This is a genomic window from Planococcus sp. S3-L1 (genome assembly GCF_030063085.1).
GTDB classification, from domain to species: Bacteria; Bacillota; Bacilli; order Bacillales_A; family Planococcaceae; genus Planococcus; species Planococcus kocurii.
Genome location: NZ_JASISN010000026.1, coordinates 24,621 through 43,767 on the forward strand (window position 1 = coordinate 24,621; position 19,147 = coordinate 43,767).

Sequence of the window (19,147 nt, forward strand, 5' to 3'; positions counted from 1 at the left end):
AATGGCACTTCGCTACGCTCGCCCTTTCGCTTTTTAATTCGGAGGTCTTTTTTATAATCACAGCAAACGACTAAGTACACTGAAAAAAATGAACCATAAACAACAAAAGGAACGAGTAAGACTGACGAGAGGGAATATGGAATTTTTAAAGATTCCAGCACCAACAAAAGTTCCTAAAAAAAATGGTTTGAAAGAAATAAAAAAACCAAAAAGGAGAAATGCCAAATGAACATCACAATGTATGTATCAGTTTTATCAGACGAAAAACAAGCAATGCTCGCACAACTTATTCAAAAGGAATTAGAATCCCTCGGTTATGAAGAACAAGCTGAAATCGACGAAATAATCTCAAATGGTCTTGATAGTAAATTGTGTGACCTTGAAGAATTAATTGCCCTAAATGTTCTAACATCAATCGCAAGCTAAAATCAAAGGTGATTGCATCAAATACAGAAGTGGTATCGGTTAGAAAAGAAGAGTGTTTAGAGACACTTACATTATAAGTATTAACCATACCTTGTTGACGGTATGGTTTTTATTTGTGAACACCTTAAATAGTTTTCTATTTAAGGGTATAGTTAAACGGTCAAAAAAGTTAACAACTATACAAACTTTTTTTCATTTTGAGTCTACTTATAACGAAATTAAACCACAAGTGGTTTATATTATATCCTGTGTGGATTCAATATAAATAGATATCAAAATATTGAAGTCGCATAAATTTCTACTAATCGGAAATAAACAAATTAGTAAAAAGAACATTGGTCTCTATATATAGACCGGAATTACAATGTAACAACTGTTTCTTTATTTATTACTTGAATAAAGAAATTGGCTACATTTAAACTATCAATAAAACCACAAGTGGTTTTATTGATAGTTTAAAAAATTCCTTCAAATACCACTGTATATAAGAAAGTGTTTGGTTCAAACAATAAAGTATTTTCGATAGAAAAATCATATGTAACACCTATTTTTCAATGCAAAGAAGCTCATTCAAACGCTCAAACGTGATGTTTGCCCGGTTGAAACATCCAAAACGACTTTTTGTGCTCTTTCCCTGTATTCGGTAATCTATTAAAAACAACTGCAGCAAAGAAAGGGAGAACACTATGAAAAATAAAATGAGATTGCCAAAAGAACTTGATGGACTGGTGTTAATCGAGACATTGATCAGTCCGATGCAACCAAATACTGGAGTGATTATTGCAGGGGAAAATTATAAAAAAACGGCTACCCAGCCCATTGTGCGTGTTTACTTAATCATGTGGGAAGATGAAGGTTGGGTGATTGAAACGGAATTGCAGGCCTTTGCTTTTAGTGACTTCGAAAGTGCTAAAAAATTTGTTTCTGATTTACCAGATCTGTCCGCGATTGATATTCTCATCCGTATGAGTGGGCAGCAAAGCAATTCCCCTTGCGGATCTATCAGCCTATAAATCAATCCCACTGCCAGACTGGCAGTGGGATTTTCAATGCTATCCGAAGGAGATTTTGAATTTTGGATGATATCAATTGAAATCGCTTATTGACGCTATTTTATTAGATTAAGCAATCAAGCTGCTGCTAACAGGGTTGACTGTCTGCTTTTTGCTAATCGTATTAGTGGATTGTCGATACTATTTTCATATCCGACCATTTATTTTCGTTTACTCTATAGAAAATTTTTCCATATGTATAAAGACATGACAGAATACCACTTCGGACAAAAAATAATACCACTTTGGACAGATTTTAGTACCACCTCTGCCATCGCAGTACCAGTTCATTCCTAACCAGTGAAAGGCCGCCAGATTGGCGGCCTTTCAATGGTTAGGAATGGAGACCTAATCGTTCACGCATCGAAATCTTGCCATCGACTAAAATATTATGCGAACTATGGATAATTCGATCGATGATCGCATCTGCTAGAGTGGACTCTCCGATCTTTTCATATCAGCCAGCGGTATCGAATTGCGAACAGAATATGGTGGAACTCGTCATATGACGGCTCTCGACGATCTCTAAGAGGTCGCGGGCTTGCATTTCATCTAAAGATACGAGAAGCCATTCGTCCAAGATCAACAGTTTGATTTTCCGGTAGATTTTCATCGTCTTCTGAAAGGTACCATTTAACCTAGCTACAGCCAACTCATCCAATAGTTCAGGAAGTCGCACATATCGGACGCTATAATTATTTCGACATGCACTGACGCCTAGGGCGCAGGCAAGATACGATTTCCCATTACCAGAGGCGCCTTTAATGATGACGTTCTGGTTTTCACCCACAAAGTTACAAGTTGATAGTTTTGTGATAAATGCTTTATCAAGCTTTCTATCATCGTAATAGAGTAAATCCTCCACGCAGGCCTGGCTCATTTTGAACTGCGCATTTGTCATCAGCCGATGGAGTCGAGAATTCTGCCGTCTTAGCCACTCTCCGTCGATCATCAACGATAGACGATCGTCAAAAGACAGGTCTTTGAAAGCAGGATCGCTCATCTGATCCATATACATCTTTTCCATCGAGTAGAGCTTGAGTTCATTGAGTTTCTGTAAAGTAGATTCAACTGTCAATTTTATTTCCCCCTGAAATAATCAGCGCCACGGACAAAACCGTGCTGCTCTGATAGTTTTTTAATTTTTGGTTTTACAACTTTGCTAGGCAGCTCTCTCTCAGTCTTTAAAATTGTTTTCAGATTGTTGAGACTCACCCGTGGAGAGACAGACAAGGATTTTTCACAAGCTTGTTCAAGCTCCTTTAAGCTATAAACATCGCCCAATTTCGAGATTCCCAGACAGAGTTTCAATGCCTGTTTCTCGTTTGTGGAATCTTTCAATATCGTCTGGATGACCTTCTCTGTAAATGGTCCGATGGACCCTCCCCAGTCTTTAAAGTGCTGCGGTGTGAAGGTCACGAACTGCTGATGTTTAGGTGGCATATGTTCATGCACAGTCGAGGTTTGGCCAGCTTTACCGAATAATCTTTTGTGACTGGCGATCCGGAAATTGTTGTAATGGACCTCCACCATCGTCCGAGTGAGACGTATTTCGACTTTATGTTTGATATATTCATAAGGGACAGAATAGAACATCTCATCGATACAGATGTGATAATCTAGTTGTACAGTGGCTTTCTTCCACAAAGCCATCTCGTATCGGGAAGCCGGCAGACCAATCAGTGAAAACTTTTCTTCCTCTTGAAAAGCATCTAATCGGCTTCCTTTTCTTTTTTGAAAAGGTCTTGCATTGAATTCATCGAGCTTTACCCTTACTGCTTGATTCAACTCATCCAGCGAAAAGAATCGCTCGTTTCTTAAAGATGCGATAATCCAGGTTGCGATAATTCCTACGTTTCTCTCCACATTCGGTTTGTCTTTTGGGTGGCTAACACGTGCAGGGATGACAACGGTCTGATAGTGCTCGGCTAATTCTTGATAGGTCTTGTTAATGACCGGGTCATAGCTAGAGGACTTGTCAACTCCGGTCCGTAAATTATCTGGCACAAGTGTCCTAGCGACTCCTCCCATGTACTCGAACGTATGAATATGTGCCGTCACCCAGCTCAAAGAATCCAACGAAAAAAAACCCTTCCGCATAAGAGTATGAACTACAGGAGAGCGATGCTACAAATAGCGATACCTTATGGTATTCGCCTGTTTCCCTATCGACAACCCGCATCGTATCACCCGCCCAATCCACTTCTAAAATTTCCCCAGGCTTTCTGCGAATGCGCATCGTCGCTTTGTTAGTCATCGCAAATCCACTATACGCTCGACAGAACTGGCGGTAACTGTACGGAATCGTTCCTTCGCTGCGGCATTTGTATACATACTCACTCCAAAGCAGAGATAGTGTCACGCCAGACTTTGCCATCTCTTTATGGATATAGTCCATATCTGGTAAAGTCCTTTCTTCAGATATGAACTTCTCTGGAAACATCAGCTTTTGGATCTGTGTATCATCCAGGTCGTCAGGCAACGGCCAACTAAGCCCATGTTGCTCAGTTCGTTCAAGAACTTCATTGATAGTGACGCGTGAACATCTACAACTTGATGCGATACTTCTCTTAGAAATTCCCTGGGAATGGAGCCGAAGGATCTCACGATATTTGACCATAGAAAAACTCCTCTACAATTTATTTGCGGAATATTCCGCAAACTAATTATATAGGAGTGGTACTCGTATGGCACAGGTGGTATTATTCTAGGGCTATAAACAATATGGAGGGTTACTTCTGGGGAGTCCTAATATGCTTGCTAGTAGAGAGACAGAGGAGAGTAAGTAATAAACTCTGGAATTGGCTAGAATAAGAAAGTATTTCCTTCTTTTAGGTGATAAACTTAATAGTGAATGACTACTAGGAGGTTTATTGTGGAGAAGAAAACATTAGTGAAAATTGTAAGTGTTCTTGTTGTATTGGTTTTATTCCTTCCCATTTTTATAAATATACTCTTGAGAGTTGACTGGTTCAGCTCAATTGTAATGGGTGGAGAGAGTGGCTGGTTGAGTTTTTATGGCAGTTACTTGGGAGGTATACTAGGGGGCGTTTTAACTCTTGTTGGTGTAATCCTTACTATCAAGTATCAAGAAAAACTAAGAGAAGATGAAAAAAGTGAAAGAAATGACAGAGGTATAAAAAACCTGAATAGGTTACTAGACAAGGCTTATTATTCGCTGTATCAGATTTTAGAGCTGGCAAAAATGGAATCAGTTTCTCAAGATACTTTGAAGGATTTAGCAACCTCACGTAGGAATGACTATAATCTATTCTTCTTGCAAATTGAAGAAATAGGTTTAGAAAATATACCTCACGAATTTACAGATGAGTTTCTATCAATGAAAGACGATTTATTAAGGATAGATAATCACTTTTCAAGTGAAGCTATAGAGCAGTATAGCAAAGCAGGAATACTAAAAGATTATTTGAGCTCAAGTGTTTTAACAATAAGCATATTCATGGTGATTAAGAATCATGAAAAAATGGCTGAAGAGTCATTTATGAGAAAACTTTTGTTTGAAGAGGTGGAACTAAATAAGAATGAAGCTTAGAAGTATTGAAGCTTAGTAACAAACTCTGAGTGACAGCTCATAGGAATGATATAGATTAAAAACAAGGTGTATTATTTATCATTTCTTGTGAGCTGATGCTTGTGAGTGCAATTCTAAGCGTTCTAATTAATGATATGTGAGTAGTTATCAATTCAGTTCTCTCTGAGTTGGCTCTTGGAAGCTTAAACTTATTAGTAGTTAAGCTACAGAGGGTTGCTACAGAGTTAACTTTCGCGTTTTTCTAAAATGATTACCTTAAGTTTCCCCCTCTACAGTCACTTTACCAGAGAAACCGAACAGTATCTCAAATGTAAGCGTCCAGGTTCTTTCCAACGTTAGTTGAATTTGCGGGCTTCTAGTAATAGAAGCTTATTTCGTAGAAGAGCGAAACTATTGCGGCCATACATGATTCGCTTGATGGTTTTCAACTTATTGACACTGCCCTCAGCTAATCCGTTACTATAGGGAAGTGTACAGGCATTTTCAACTGCCTTGATATCTTTTTTCATTCCATTTAGGAAACTTTTCAATTCAGCTAATTCTAGGCTTTCCGTCTCTGCAATCCATGTATGGAGGATCTCTTTCTTACCTGATTTAAGAATCTTTTTGAAATCCCAAATTAGATCGAGTAATGTACCGATCAATGGATACTGCTGAATACTATTTTCAACTTGTTCAAAAGAAATATCTTTCACTTTGTCAAGTGGCTTGTAGAGTAACTTTATTAGCCACTTTCTCTCAATAACCTCTGTGGCATCAGTAGAGGCCTCTTTTTTAAAATCTCTTCCCAGCCTTTTTTCTTTCGCAATGAATTGTCTAATCGCGGCTTCTGAGCCCGTGTATCCTTTCTGACGAATGAAAGCATGGATTTCTTTATAGGTGGTTCCTTTTGTCCGCAAGGTCAGCACTTCATTTCTGAAAGGAGATAATTTCCCAGGCCTCCGTACGCCGTATTGACCATTAATTGGATTGAAATCAGAAGCTAAATAGTTGGTTATGGTCTTATGGATATAGCCTGTTTTGTCGACTATCTTCCGCGTGCTGTAACCCTTTTTATGCATACTTCTTACTTCTTCAGCTTTCTCCATGACTTTGCGGATAGCTTCTTGATGTTCGCGGCCACGTTGATCAGCTGCATCTTCCGGGATGTCTTCTTCACGCATGTTCATATATTTACGAATGGTCTGAAGGCTGAATTTTGTTTGAGATCGGATATCTTGCAGGGTGCGTCCTTCGGACGCCAAAGATTTAACCAATAAAATTTTTGTGCGTCTTGAAGGGGTATGAACGAGTAGTTCGTTCATCGCATGCTGTCCCTTAGTTAAGGGGATAATAATCCGTCCAGCTACCGTGTTCTGCATACAGAGTGTGAGAGCATCGATCAACCTTTTAATCAAATGAAATCGATCACTGATATGATGGGCGTCGGGATGAGCTTGCCGAATTGCAGCAGCATAAGCCGGAGAACCGTCCCTTGAAACAAATTGGATATTGGGAAATAGCGAAAGCCATATAGCCACGTCTTTTCTTTCTCTTGATTCAATCAAATCAATGACCCGGCCATTTTTCAGATCTATCATGAGTGTTCCATAGTTCTGTCTTTTTTTTAGTGCGAAATCATCAATACAGATGGCTTTAATCGCCTCTTTATTGATCGGGATAATGCTTTTTTTTTTTGATAATTACAGATGGTACTCTTTTTGACATCGACTACATGTTGCGATAGATAGGCCGCGGCCGAAACAGCACTTTGAGTAAGGGAGACCTCAAGTATCGTTTCTTTCAGTCTCTGAGTTTTCTTCGCATTATGGTCTATAAAATGAAAAGTTTCGGCAAATGTTGTCCGGTGACAGGCCATATTATCGCAAAACAGTTTCCGGTTCAAAAGTGTAATGATTACCTTTTTATCTTGAATGGGTAAATCTTGAAAACTTCGGCTATAACGAGAGTGAACGCGAGAAGAAGCTTGTTGGCAAGAAGGACATACACATTCTTTTCGGGTAGAAATCACAGAAAAACGAATAAAATCGTCCGAGATATCGATACCGCTACAACTTAGATGTTCATCCAGTAATGTCATGAGTTCTTCCACAGGGCATCTCTCCTATGATTTTTTCTCCACTATAACAGAATATACCGATAATTCAACTAACAGTGGAAAGAACCTATTGGACGCTTACTTAAATAATAGTGAGTTTTCATAAGTACCTCTATAGCAAAGTATACGTACCAGTCATTTACTGCATTGCTTAACATTAATTTCTTCTGAATTACGTTATCTTTCGATTTCTAAGTTCCCTCATTGGAACAAATGCTTAATTGGAATGTCTGTACATAATGGATAACTCAGTTATAAAAGTAGGATTATTGTATAAAAAAAGCTGCACATCCTCCTATGCAAAGAAATGCGGCCTTCTTTCTTATTAGTTCTTAATAACTCACTTTCAACTATTGCTCCGTGTGGTTGTCATGGGAGATTTCTAGTGAAATAGAGTCTCCTTCATCTAGAAACCCTTCAGTTCAGCGAAGAGTTGTAGTAGATTGGAGAGCTTATTGCACCTAACATTTCTTAAGCTTTCTTTTGGTGTCTTGAGTAGAGTATAGACATTGTAAAAATTTCGAAGTCTAGTGTGAGCTATCCCATGGGATAGCATCGTCTCTAGTTTTTTGGCCAGCACAGTTTCAATAAGAATCAGCGCTACTATTTGAGGTTCGATTCAGTGAAAACATTTTACATTTTTTCTTTTATCGCGGTTACAGTCAAATCTATTGTTGAAGTATCCTGTTCCGTAGATTCATGTTCTTTTAGAAAACTTTCTATTAATTTATGAAAATCTTGCCATTTATCTTCGGTTAATGAAACATTTCCTAATATTATTTTTACATTATCTTCAGAACTTTCTTCTTGTAGATCTTTTTCCAAGATGTTAATCATTTTTTTTTGATTTAATAAATAATAATGCAAAAACCTTTCGAAGTTATCTTGTAAATAAGTTCTGTTTAATACTATTTCTCCATTGAATAAATGGTGGCTTGAATAGCCATTCTCAATTAAATTACCTATTTTTTTTTGATCTTTGATTCGAAGTACATCAACATTTAAAAGTTTATTAATCTTATAGTATAGGTTCGAAGAAGGGATATTAAGTATCTTTGATAATTCCTTCCGAGTCAGGACTCTATCTGCAGTTTCCTCAATAATTTTGTATGAAATATCATCAAATATCAGTTTTGTTATTTCGTTTACATTTGACATGAACTTTTACTCCTTAGAATACAATTTTAGATCTTCGATAGCTGGTAAGTTTCTCAAGGTAGGATGTAATAAGTAAAATAATCCAATAAATATAAAGGAACCTGCACCTAAATACATAGTGAGAAGTGGAGAAGTAAGAGAAGCAATAACTCCAACAGCAATTGCTCCAATAGGTATAGCAATGAACAAAAAGCTATCGCTAATAGAGAGTACTCGAGAGAGAAGATGTTCTTCAACTGCATTTTGATTAAGAGTTAGAAATACAATATTCATTATACCAAACGGAACCATTGATAATCCAAATAAGATAAATGTTAACACTACAAATGGTTGCAAAAGGGCAGTAAGCCAAATAGCGGAAGTAGCTAATGGTAAAAGTATAAAGATAGTTCCTATTTTAAACTTCATAACTAGTGGACTAATTATACTTCCAAGTAATAAGCCAACAGAAATAGCAAACATTAAAAATCCATAGTATTTAGAGCTGCCTAAAAAGTTTGCGAAGTCAGGTAGGATAGCGCTTATTCCACTTATTAATCCATTAGCAAACATGAAAGGAATTGTAATAATCAATAGTTTACTAGAAATGAAATAAGACATTCCTTCTTTTAAGTTACTTTTATATGCGGAAAGATCTATTTTCTTCAGTTTATTCTTTACAGCTTTGTTTTTTGAACTACCATACTTAATTTTTGTGAAAAAAAGGCAGGCAAGTAAAAAGGTTATTGCATTAAACAGATAAATATCTCTTATTCCTACATATAAAATTATAAGGGAGAAAGTACCTGTAATAATTAAGCTTATTATTTCTTGCAAGCTGTTATTAAAAGAATTAAATGCTCCAATGTTCTTTTTCTGCATTATTAAAGGAACTATACTCATTTCAGCGGTCCCTTGAAAATTTTCTACAAATGCTAACAGTGTAATTACTACTAAAACTAAGTACACGTTTTCGAAGTTTAGTATTATTGCTAATGGAATAATAGCCATAATAAAAAATTGAATCAATTGGGAGTTTATTAAAATTTTTCTTTTATCAGCTAAATCTATAAATGGTCCAAATAGAAAATTAAAAACTTGAGGGATTGCTATACAGGCTACTGCGATACCAGTGAATATTGTATTCCCTGTTAATTCGTAAATATACCAGATTACTGCAATTTGGTACAAACTATCTCCTAATGATGAGGTGGTCCGTCCGGCCAATAAATACTTTGCATTATTCTCTTTTATAAAATTCATGATGACCTCCAATTAAATTATTTTTATCGATAAAAATAATTTAACACTAAAACATTACTATTACAATACTTAAAAATACGATAAAAAAATTTAGTTCATCAATAAATTATTTTTATTCGATAAAAATAATTATTTACATTTATTGAAATTAAATGTATATTGTAATTGTCAGAAAATTTAGGAGGTGATTCCGTATGAAAATGACTATAAAAAAAGCACCAAAAACTAGTGTTCAGCACGGCATTGTAATCATTATTTCTAATAATAAGTAATTTTTATAAAAAAGATGCGACTCGGCAGGATAAAATTTTTAAACTTTAACGTTATGTAAAGGAGGTAATTTTACATGAAAGTGAACACAAAAAAAGCACCAAAAACTACAGTGCAACATGGAATTAAAATTGTTATTTCTAATAAAAGTTAGGAGCACTACATAAATCTAACTTTCAAAATCAATTATCTACACAGGAGGTAACCCACATGAAAATGAGTACAAAAAAAGCACCGAAAACTACAGTGCAATTCGGCATTAAAATTGTTATTTCTAATACAAAATAATAGTTTATTAGGAATAATTATTCCCTATGAAGATATGTAGGAAAACGAAACTTATTTATGTTAAAGAAAGGTTAGGAGTGCTATTACACTTCCTACCTTAAATACACTAAGTTTCCAGGGAGTAATATCATTTTCAAAAACTTGTTCAAATCAAAAATTTTTGAGAGGTCTTTTATAAGATCTCTCAAATTATTTGGAGGTCTTATAATGAAATATTATAAAGTTAAACAAGGTCTTTTTTGGATTTTTAACGATGACGGAATATTTAATTATTATACAAATGACTCTTTAAAGAACCAGATATGTAGTTCTAATGATGAGGAATTATTTCAACTACTCATAGCTCTGAAGGAGCCAAGCACTTTTGATAAATTATCTAAACTAAAGTTCTTTAGTGATGAAGATTTAAAGAATACGCTTGAATTTTTGCTAGATCATAACTACATAGAAGTTTCACCGTCAACAACTGAGGTAAGTATTTTAGAAAAAAGATTAGACAATTTTATTGGAGCATTTCCTAATTCTTCTTATAAGGAATATAAAAAAAAAAGCAGCAACATAAAGACTTGTTTAATAGGCGCAGGTACTGCTGGTAGTTACATTCCAGAAGTATATTTTAAAATGGGGTTAGATAATTTAACTTTGTTGGACTATGACACTGTAGAAGAACATAATATAATTGCTCAAAACTTTTCTATTCATGACATTGGGAAGAATAAACTAGAGGTTTTAGTAGAAAGATATAAAAAAGAATTTCCAGACAGAAACATCAGAGGAATTAATAAAAAAGTACAAGATTTTAATCATTTAAAATCCATAGTAAATCTTGAAGATTATACATACTTTTTAATGTATGCTGATGACTACGAGTTAACAGTCGACATTCTAAGTAACGTATTTAAATACAATAAAGAAATAAAAATAATTCTAAGTGGTTACAGAGTATTTAGCGTTGAATCAATCGTAGTTGATAGTGAAAATGTTGAAACGATTTTAAAAGGATTGATAACAGATTTAAAAGGATATAGATCTTTAAAAGGAGTAATTGTGGATAATAGCGGAACAATATTAGAGTCTTATCATATTGCGTTTGCTACTATGAAGATTATTCTAGATGATTTAATTGGATTAAATAGAACAGATTACATGATGGCTGATTTACTCAAAAACTCGTACTTTATTGGCTCTCAATTTGAGTATATGTACAATGAGTCTAGAGAGTCCATAATTAAAGATAATTTATACAATTTTTCTGAAGCTGAAGATACAAAAGTTGATGCAAATAAAAATTGGATAAATAAACTTACAGTTCAAAATGTAAGAGAAAATAACTTAATACGATTACCTGAATTAGATTTGAAAGCTGCAAATTACATTTCTTTTAATAACTTTAGTCAAGAAACAATAGATACCTTTATAGAATATAAAAATTTTTTTAGCAAGGATGTTCAAGATTATTTTGTAGAAAAGGATCTTCACAAAAAGAAGTTATTTAAACTCTTAATGAAATATGTTCAAGAATTTTATCCTTCTAACTACTATAGTTTTTTAAAGAATTTAATTGATCATGGATATATTTATACCAACAGCAATAAGTTTGGCTCTAAAATTCCTCAAGCAGTTAGTGATGGAAACCACGTATACATTTATTGCGAAATTGATAATTCTCTAATGTCTTTCAATAATCTTTTACATGAGATCTTTCATGCATTATTTTTCTTGAATGACAATTATGATGTTTATGACCACGAAGAGTTTGTATTTAGTGAACAAATTAACTTTTTTGCCTTTGCTGCAGAGGATGAATTCATCTCTAAGCTTAAAGAAAGTTTTATGTTTTTGAATATTCATATGTATTTGACCAATAAAATTACTTTAGATTATGAAAAGTTTACTCTTGATAAGAGAATTAATAAATTTTTTCAGCGGTGGCATGACATAGAAAATGAAGAGCTCTTAATTTTTTTAAATGAAAATATCAATCAAGAATTACCATTAAAGAATCTCAAATATGTATCTGCCTTAGAAAAAAACTTAGCTTCTTTTTTAAAAATGTTTGAACCACGTCAATCTAAAGATCTAATAGTCAATTAATTTTGTTTAAACTTGATTCTAATAATCTATCTATTTCGATTGCTCATTTTCTTATTAATTGAATCAATTTCATAATGCGCACTTTTAAAAAATCATAGAAGAGCCGAAAGTCGATGATTCCTTAAAAAAACGAATGAAATAGTGAATTACGCTGCGATTGTTTGAAGAACTTTTAAACGGTCGATGGCGAGTTTGGATGCGTTATACGCTAACTGAACCAAGTCGACATGCAATTTGGCTTTCTTTCCAGTGCGATGATAAATCTGATTTAAGAGCGAATACCCTTTCAAATAGGCATTGACCCTTTCAACGGCACTTCGTGCCTTGTAGAGCTGTTTCCATTTCATCGAGCCTCTTGCCGGCGCTGTGTATTTGCAGAGATCGTCCGTGATTTCCTTTTTGTATACTTTTTGGCACAAGCTGTCGTGGGCTAACGGACAGTCCGCGCATTCGCTTGGCCTCGTATACTTAAGGGTTTCGTGCTTTTTATCGAAACTGTCATATCGGTAGCTATGTTCGCGGACGCAGGTCGGCGCAAAATGACGATCAAACCCAATCGGTTCTGGTTCGTTCTTTTTATTGTAGGCAATGACTGATTGGGCGCCCATCCGGTAAACTTGTTCGTAAATCGGAGCGTAGTCGTATCCGGCATCCATCGTGGCATAATCGATTTTGAGCGAAGCCAGCCGTTCCTGTATTCCTTTAAGCAACGGGATGGCGGCTTTTCCGTCATTCAGATCCCCCTGAGTTAGGCTAGTTGTCGTACGGACCTCTCCTATTATACTTTAACTAATTAGATGGAGGTCTTACGATATGAAGAACGAAGATGGAACACGCTATACGAAAGAAATGAAGGACGCTGTCCTTGACCGGATGATGCCCCCACAAAATGAATCCATTAAAAGCATTCATGAAGATCTAGGGATTTCGAGACCGACGTTATACAAATGGCGAAAGCAGGCGCGCGAAACTGGACAGGCCACACTGGGAAACGACCAGGTTTCCGGACGCTGGAGCAGTGAAGATAAATTTCTGGTGGTGTTGGAAACCTACTCGATGACGCAAACAGAACTGGCGGAATATTGCCGAAAAAAAGGATTGTATAAAGAACAGATTGACGCCTGGCACGCTAGTTGTTTGGGGGCTAATTCAGGTGAAATCAATCAGACCAAACGGCTTTTCCAGGAGTTGAAAGAAGAAAAAAAGCGGACAGCTGAAGTGGAAAAAGATTTGCGAAAGAAAGAGAAAGCACTGGCAGAAGCTGCGGCGTTATTGCTTCTGCGAAAAAAGGCCCGAGCGATTTGGGGGGATCCAGAGGACGAATGATTCGCCCGTCAGATCGCCGTCTTGCAGTAGAACTGATCCAGGAAGCGAACCGCGGCGGAGCCCGTTTGGCCCAAGCATGTCAGGTGTTGAATCTCAGCGTGCGCACCTATGAACGCTGGGTTGCGGGTGGCGAGGTGAAAGAAGATCAACGCCCCTATGCCGAACGGCCGGTCCCCAAAAATAAATTAAGCGAAGCCGAGCGAAAAGAAGTTTTGGAAGTCGTGAAAAAAGAAGAGTTTGCGGACTTGCCACCTTCCCAGATTGTGCCGAAACTCGCCGATCAGTCGATCTATATCGCTTCCGAATCGACAATGTATCGCATTTTACGCCAGGAACAGATGCAGCAACACCGTGGTCAAAGCAAGCGTCCGAAAACGAAATTGCCGGAGAGCTATTTGGCCATCGCCCCCAACCAGGTCTGGACATGGGACATCACCTGGCTGAAAGGCCCGGTGCGAGGGCTTTACTACCGGCTTTATTTAATCATTGACCTGTTCAGCCGGAAGATTGTCGGCTGGGAAGTGTAGGAAATGGAAGACGCCGATCATGCGGCCGACTTGATCAGGAAAACGGTCGTCAGCGAAAAAATACACGGAGCGCCGCTGGTGCTGCACTCCGATAATGGCAGTCCGATGAAAGCCGCAACGTTTCAGGTGTTACTTGAAAAGTTGGGCATCCAAAGTTCCTATTCCAGACCGCGGGTCAGTAATGATAACCCGTATTCCGAAGCCATTTTCCGGACCCTCAAATACCGGCCGGAGTTTCCTTATAACGGATTCGCTACGCTTAAAGCTGCACGGGAATGGACTGCCCGATTTGTCCAGTGGCATACATACGAGCATCAGCACAGCGGCATCAACTTCGTCACGCCTGAACAGCGCCACACGGGTGTACATGTGGATGTACTAAATCGTCGCCACGAAGTTTACTTACAGGCCAAGCAGCAACATCCCGAACGCTGGACAGGAACCACGCGAAACTGGGATCCACATGAATCCGTTGCGTTGAATCCAATGAAAGAAAAAATGCGAACCAACGAGCTGCGTAAGCATCAGGTGGAATAAACGTCAGCTTTTACAAAAGAGAGAAATGCGACAACTATCTTGACAAATACCGATCATTAGTAAATTAATTAATGATAAATAGTATTGTAAAATTTTCAAGTTAAATTATTCTGAATTATATTAAGACGGTTGGCGGTGTGTCACTGCCGGTGATTAAAAAAACCAATAACGCCATTATAAAATTCCCTATTTATCAGGTATAACTGATGTATACCACGTTGCAGCAGAGTATATGTCCGTATGGAAAATAAAGGAATTAATATGAGTTGGCAAATGAATCAAAAAGGATGGTTTATAAGAGTCAGAGAAGGAGGCGTAAATTATCTTCTCTGGCTCTTTTGCTTTGTTCAATTACTTTTTTCAAAATCAATCTATCATAAATGTTGTTTCACAATGATTTTGAAAAGAGATGGGGAGGTGTAATCGCTAGAATAAAGTGAACAGTTTTGCCCAATCAATTCTTAAATATCATGTTCAATATAAAAGTTTCAATCTTATGAAACGTATATCTTAGGTAACATTTAAAAAAGTTCTTTCTTTAACCATGTTATAAGGCCTTCACCTTTTACATGCTTATAGGATTTAAATGTATCTTCCTGCGAGCCTTCAGACTCCTTACTAACTTTATTATTTTCTAGCTCCGGATCCTGGTCTGCGACCATATGCAATCCTAACATAGCATAATAACAGAGGGCGCTTAGTCCCGTCAAAAAGGTAGCATACATTAAAGTATCATCTAAGATTCCATCTATGCCTAATATTTTATTAATATATTCTTCTACAGTGTAGTCATAGTTAACGTATATTGAAAAGAAAGTGGAAAAAAATGTTACTGTTAACATTTGAAATAAAGATTTTAGATTTCGTCCATATGCATTGACCAAATAGAAATTTAAAGCTAATAAAACTATTAACAAGATTAAGGCTAAAATATTCGGTGTATTAGGAATAATAGTCAAATAAGTACCAACATAAAAAAAGATAATACAAAGAATAAAAAATACAGGTTTACTAATTTTCTTTACATTATGTATATGCTTCCAAAATACCTCATCAGAAGAGGTAACGGCATTTTCACTTCCATTGTTTTCAATTACTTTTCGAGGTGCAGGTTCATTAACTGGTGTTGAAACAAAGTTTTGGTTAATAGCAATTTTAATTACCTTATTACCGCAATGAGGACAGTGAATGAAATTCTCTTCTAGTTTTTCTCCACAAAACACACAATACATATAATTCCACCTTTCAGCTTATTGTCAATCATAGAATTTTTTTCTGAAATTATTTTTAAATTCCTATTCTTCCAATCATATTATAACAAATTAGAACTACAAAATATCTATTTTTTTACATAAAATAATGTATTGGTAATGTTGTTATGTATTGCAAAAAGGTAGTGCATAGAAATGCAGTAAGATAGGAGTCTTGCACTTTTTTGGTGAAGCTTCCTTTTATTATTTTACATGGATTCTCTGCTGACAAGCCATGTGAGCTGGATGGCTCTTATTAAGCACAGCTAACATGCCCTTCTATCTGTGTAAAATTTTAAATGATTTTGGATAATACATTAATTAAGATCTAAAAACTAAAAATGGAATAGATTGTTAGTTATTTAATCATAAGGTATTATTAGGGTGATGCGTTACACGACACAAAGTTCATAAAAGGATTCTGCGGAATTTAAAAACCTTATAAAAAAGTGATTTGAAATTCGGTTGTATTATTGCTTGTTTTTAAAGAGATATATGAATAATAAAGAAAATTATTTGAATTTTTATTTATAGGGGGGGAAGTTCAAATGTTGAAAAATCATCATTGGCTTAATAAAGAACAAAAAAAAGTCTGGTTTATAATAGTGCTAAGCCTTAGTCTGTTAAGCCTACTATCAGCATGCAGTCCAGCTTCTGAGTCGCCAACTTCAGAAGTTAAGGTGCCTATGGAAAACTTCGAGGAAAAGATTAAAAAATTAATTCAAGCTCGCGATTATGAGGGACTCCACCAATTTTTTACCGAGAACCGAGAGACCATAGCGAAAGAAGAACAGATTGAGATTATAATCCAAGCTATAGCTGAAAGTGATAATCCAGATTTCTATGCTATGGTTAATACTATTTTTAGAGATTTAGTAGATACGCAAAGCTGGGATCTGATTCTGAAGTTGATAAAACATTGGGAAACTGATAACAATGCTTACACACTACAAGAAATTGAATCAGATATAGAAAAATATCTAAAAATAGATTCGAATCTTCAAAGTATTGATACAGATAAGGAAAATTTGCTGGAAAATATTGAACAATTAAAACAAAGTTATCCTCATGAAATTGCCTGGACAGAATCCTATTTGCAGGGATTTTCAGGTTATCTTGCTCAACAGATTAATGATTGGGAATACCGAGTTATAGATTCTTACACAAAAGAAGAATTTGTTTTAGTTACTTTTGAAACCGAATTCACTTCCCCAGGAGATTTTAGTATTAATGTATTACCAGGCGAGACAAAGGAATATACACTACAAAATGGTTTTTCCAAACCCTATAAAGTTCTTTATGAGGTTCCGGATAGCACTTTATCTCAAATGAACGATATTATGAAGAGCTATTCTCGTTTAGAGCAATTAGCAGAAGAAAGGGTAACGACATTAGAAGAACAAGAAAGTCTAGTTGATCGTTTAAAGAATTCATTTGATAATATTTTTTTATTGAAAGGGGCGCAAGAAAGAGTCGAGGTAGCAAACTCCTCTGACACTTCTTCAAGTATCCTTACTATTGAAGACCATAAGTTCCACATTAATGGAATATCACTTGGTCATGAAAAAGAGCAAGTGTTGGAAAAATGGGGTAATCCTATTGAAGAAAAAGTTGATGAAGAATACTCTTCAGATTTTACAAATTTATATTATGATCAAAAGGTTGTTATTATATATGATAATACAGTCGATTTGATTACTATGGATATAGAAGAAGAACAGTTTGACGCAGAAATTTTACAACCTTATAAGGGTGAAAAGTACATTAATCAAAATGGCGACATATATCTTTACGAACCTATTTCGAATCAGCTAATTATATTTAAAGAAGAAAACGGAAAAACTGCGTTCAGCGTATTAAATTCAGATGGTAACTTTGATGCAAATGTAAATGATGGTTATATAACTAAAATAGAATAATTCTGTTAAATTAAAATGGGGAAATCTTTCTACAGCTTTTTATAAAAAATTATCTAAAGTCAGTATAAGAAGAGCATATAATTACTGATCAAGTTGCTTCAAAATCATAAAAGCCGTAGAATGATTGCACTAGGAAATCATTCTACGGCTTTTCAGCTATAGTTAACAGTACAAAAAGTATAAGGAGAGATGATAGTTTCTTCTATTATATAGTCTTAACGGATGTTTCTTCGAGTGCGTTGACTAATTTATAAAAACTAGTCTTCTTAACTCCAGCTTGTCGCATAGCTTGTACCGCTGTTAGCTCGTTAGCTTTCCATTTTCTATAAACCTCTTTAAATTCCTCAGATACAAAAACAGTCGGTCTGCCAAACTGAATGCCATTTTGTAAGGCTAAATCGATTCCTTCGCGCTGCCGTTTCCGGATCCGTTCTCGTTCCTCTTCAGCCATCCACGAAAGAATCTGCAATACCAAATCTGCAATAAATGTTCCCATACTATCTTTATATTGGGTCGTATCGAGTAACGGCATATCCAACACCACAATATCGGCTTCAATATTTTTCGTAAGATCGTTCCATTCCTGGAGAATCTCTTCTTTGTTCCGCCCGAACCGATCTAACGAGTGGATATACAAAATGTCTCCTTTTCGAATAACCCGTTTGAGTAACTGATAGTTCGCGCGCTCAAAGTTCTTACCACTTTGCTTATCCAAATAAATATCCCGATCAGTGATGCCCATTTTTTTCATAGCTTCCAATTGACGGCCTTCGTTCTGATCTTTGCTGCTGACACGTATGTAGCCAAATTTGCGATGTTCCATAATGCACCTCTTAAACGATTGTTTCTCTTAATTATACCTGAAAAGCGTTCGTAAAAGTATATGCAATTTCACGGACGTTCGTAAAGTCATTTGATACATTTACGAACGCTCTTTTTAGTCGTTTTCAGCCTTTTTTAAAGCGTTCGTAAACGTGTACTTTTGCGAACGCTTTTTTCACGAGAAATAGTTTATTGACTCTATCTATAAAAATCAAGAATGGTAAAATAAGTATTATAGAGAAGAGATACAAAATGAAAGTGAAGGTAAATAGTAGAATGACACATCCATATGAAAAATATGAAAATACAGAGCTATGGAAAAAGTTAGATCAGGTACTAGATGAGTTAGTGGAAAATCAGGATATTGAAGAAATAACAAAGAGGGAATACATTGTCGGATATATCTGCAAGAAGCTCATAGAAACAGAAGAACCAAAATAGCATAGAATATCAAGGAATTGAATGTAACTTATGTGCAGTTAAGTTACATTCAAAAAATTTAAGAGAGTAGTTTTACAAACTTTAAATAACCGTAATTATTAGGCGAGCAGCTAGATATCAGCCAAGTTCTCTTGTTTGGTGTCG

Annotated in this window: 14 protein-coding genes and 3 pseudogenes; 7 read left to right on the top strand and 10 right to left on the bottom strand. The window is 35.8% G+C overall.

Translation table 11 applies throughout. The features are described from left to right. Nucleotides 1-225: 225 nt before the first annotated feature. Both QMF37_RS16555 and QMF37_RS16560 read left to right on the top strand, forming a co-directional pair. Nucleotides 226-426 carry a hypothetical protein gene (locus QMF37_RS16555; protein ID WP_283478917.1) on the top strand — a complete coding sequence of 67 codons (201 nt, stop codon included), beginning with the start codon at nt 226-228 and terminating at the stop codon, nt 424-426. Between the two features lie 686 nt (nt 427-1,112). After that, nucleotides 1,113-1,439 carry a hypothetical protein gene (locus QMF37_RS16560; RefSeq protein ID WP_283478918.1) on the top strand — a complete coding sequence of 109 codons (327 nt, stop codon included), beginning with the start codon at nt 1,113-1,115 and terminating at the stop codon, nt 1,437-1,439. A gap of 373 nt (nt 1,440-1,812) precedes the next feature. On the opposite strand, the pseudogene istB reads toward QMF37_RS16560, so the two are convergent. From istB to QMF37_RS16575, 3 genes and pseudogenes are all read right to left on the bottom strand, one after another. Further along, a pseudogene (gene istB / locus QMF37_RS16565) lies at nt 1,813-2,556 on the bottom strand (IS21-like element helper ATPase IstB). A gap of 2 nt (nt 2,557-2,558) precedes the next feature. Continuing rightward, nucleotides 2,559-3,485: a Mu transposase domain-containing protein gene (locus QMF37_RS16570; RefSeq protein ID WP_283478919.1), complete on the bottom strand. Its 927-nt coding sequence runs from the start codon at nt 3,483-3,485 to the stop codon at nt 2,559-2,561. 7 nt (nt 3,486-3,492) lie between these two features. Continuing rightward, complete coding sequence (locus tag QMF37_RS16575) at nt 3,493-3,876, bottom strand: hypothetical protein (RefSeq protein ID WP_283478920.1); 384 nt, start codon at nt 3,874-3,876, stop codon at nt 3,493-3,495. Nucleotides 3,877-4,353: 477 nt separating this feature from the next. Here QMF37_RS16575 and QMF37_RS16580 point away from each other — a divergent pair, with 477 nt between their 5' ends. Then, entirely contained in the window at nt 4,354-5,031 is a 678-nt protein-coding gene (locus QMF37_RS16580) for a hypothetical protein (protein WP_283478921.1), read from the top strand. A 335-nt stretch (nt 5,032-5,366) separates the two neighbouring features. Here the strand turns inward: QMF37_RS16580 and QMF37_RS16585 are convergent, their stop codons facing one another. The 4 genes from QMF37_RS16585 to QMF37_RS16600 form a co-directional block, all read right to left on the bottom strand. Continuing rightward, a complete protein-coding gene (locus QMF37_RS16585; protein WP_349307309.1) occupies nt 5,367-6,695 on the bottom strand; it encodes an ISL3 family transposase in 1,329 nt (442 codons plus the stop codon). Then, entirely contained in the window at nt 6,638-7,123 is a 486-nt protein-coding gene (locus QMF37_RS16590) for a transposase family protein (RefSeq protein WP_283478922.1), read from the bottom strand. Before QMF37_RS16590 ends, QMF37_RS16585 begins: the two co-directional genes overlap by 58 nt. A gap of 639 nt (nt 7,124-7,762) precedes the next feature. Further along, nucleotides 7,763-8,287: a hypothetical protein gene (locus tag QMF37_RS16595; protein ID WP_283478923.1), complete on the bottom strand. Its 525-nt coding sequence runs from the start codon at nt 8,285-8,287 to the stop codon at nt 7,763-7,765. Between the two features lie 6 nt (nt 8,288-8,293). Next, a complete protein-coding gene (locus QMF37_RS16600; RefSeq protein WP_283478924.1) occupies nt 8,294-9,529 on the bottom strand; it encodes an MFS transporter in 1,236 nt (411 codons plus the stop codon). Between the two features lie 765 nt (nt 9,530-10,294). Between QMF37_RS16600 and QMF37_RS16605 the strand changes: the two genes are divergently transcribed. Further along, nucleotides 10,295-12,181 (top strand): ThiF family adenylyltransferase, encoded by a 1,887-nt coding sequence (locus tag QMF37_RS16605; protein ID WP_283478925.1) that lies wholly within the window; start codon nt 10,295-10,297, stop codon nt 12,179-12,181. Nucleotides 12,182-12,327: 146 nt separating this feature from the next. Here QMF37_RS16605 and QMF37_RS16610 read toward each other — a convergent pair. Next, nucleotides 12,328-12,939: pseudogene (locus QMF37_RS16610) on the bottom strand (transposase); the annotation flags it as partial. Nucleotides 12,940-12,994: 55 nt separating this feature from the next. Here QMF37_RS16610 and QMF37_RS18325 point away from each other — a divergent pair. Continuing rightward, nucleotides 12,995-14,571 (top strand): annotated as a pseudogene (locus QMF37_RS18325) (IS3 family transposase). Nucleotides 14,572-15,092: 521 nt separating this feature from the next. Here QMF37_RS18325 and QMF37_RS16630 read toward each other — a convergent pair. Next, entirely contained in the window at nt 15,093-15,803 is a 711-nt protein-coding gene (locus tag QMF37_RS16630; RefSeq protein WP_283478929.1) for a zinc ribbon domain-containing protein, read from the bottom strand. Between the two features lie 566 nt (nt 15,804-16,369). Between QMF37_RS16630 and QMF37_RS16635 the strand changes: the two genes are divergently transcribed. Beyond that, on the top strand, nt 16,370-17,740 hold the full coding sequence (locus QMF37_RS16635) for a hypothetical protein (RefSeq protein ID WP_283478930.1): 1,371 nt from the start codon (nt 16,370-16,372) through the stop codon (nt 17,738-17,740). A 205-nt stretch (nt 17,741-17,945) separates the two neighbouring features. On the opposite strand, the gene QMF37_RS16640 is transcribed toward QMF37_RS16635, so the two are convergent. After that, the gene (locus QMF37_RS16640) at nt 17,946-18,563 is read right to left on the bottom strand and encodes a recombinase family protein (RefSeq protein WP_283478931.1); all 618 of its coding nucleotides are present in this window, start codon (nt 18,561-18,563) and stop codon (nt 17,946-17,948) included. A 251-nt stretch (nt 18,564-18,814) separates the two neighbouring features. On the opposite strand from QMF37_RS16640, the gene QMF37_RS16645 reads away from it, so the two are divergent. Next, nucleotides 18,815-19,003 (top strand): hypothetical protein, encoded by a 189-nt coding sequence (locus QMF37_RS16645; RefSeq protein ID WP_058385815.1) that lies wholly within the window; start codon nt 18,815-18,817, stop codon nt 19,001-19,003. The last annotated feature ends 144 nt before the right edge of the window (nt 19,004-19,147 follow it).

Coding starts and splice junctions, on each gene's coding strand:
- QMF37_RS16555 (WP_283478917.1), top strand. CDS start 226: ATGAACATCACAATGTATGTATCAGTTTTATCAGACGAAAAACAAGCA.
- QMF37_RS16560 (WP_283478918.1), top strand. CDS start 1,113: ATGAAAAATAAAATGAGATTGCCAAAAGAACTTGATGGACTGGTGTTA.
- QMF37_RS16575 (WP_283478920.1), bottom strand. CDS start 3,876: ATGGACTATATCCATAAAGAGATGGCAAAGTCTGGCGTGACACTATCT.
- QMF37_RS16595 (WP_283478923.1), bottom strand. CDS start 8,287: ATGTCAAATGTAAACGAAATAACAAAACTGATATTTGATGATATTTCA.
- QMF37_RS16600 (WP_283478924.1), bottom strand. CDS start 9,529: ATGAATTTTATAAAAGAGAATAATGCAAAGTATTTATTGGCCGGACGG.
- QMF37_RS16605 (WP_283478925.1), top strand. CDS start 10,295: ATGAAATATTATAAAGTTAAACAAGGTCTTTTTTGGATTTTTAACGAT.
- QMF37_RS16630 (WP_283478929.1), bottom strand. CDS start 15,803: ATGTATTGTGTGTTTTGTGGAGAAAAACTAGAAGAGAATTTCATTCAC.
- QMF37_RS16635 (WP_283478930.1), top strand. CDS start 16,370: ATGTTGAAAAATCATCATTGGCTTAATAAAGAACAAAAAAAAGTCTGG.
- QMF37_RS16640 (WP_283478931.1), bottom strand. CDS start 18,563: ATGGAACATCGCAAATTTGGCTACATACGTGTCAGCAGCAAAGATCAG.
- QMF37_RS16645 (WP_058385815.1), top strand. CDS start 18,815: ATGAAAGTGAAGGTAAATAGTAGAATGACACATCCATATGAAAAATAT.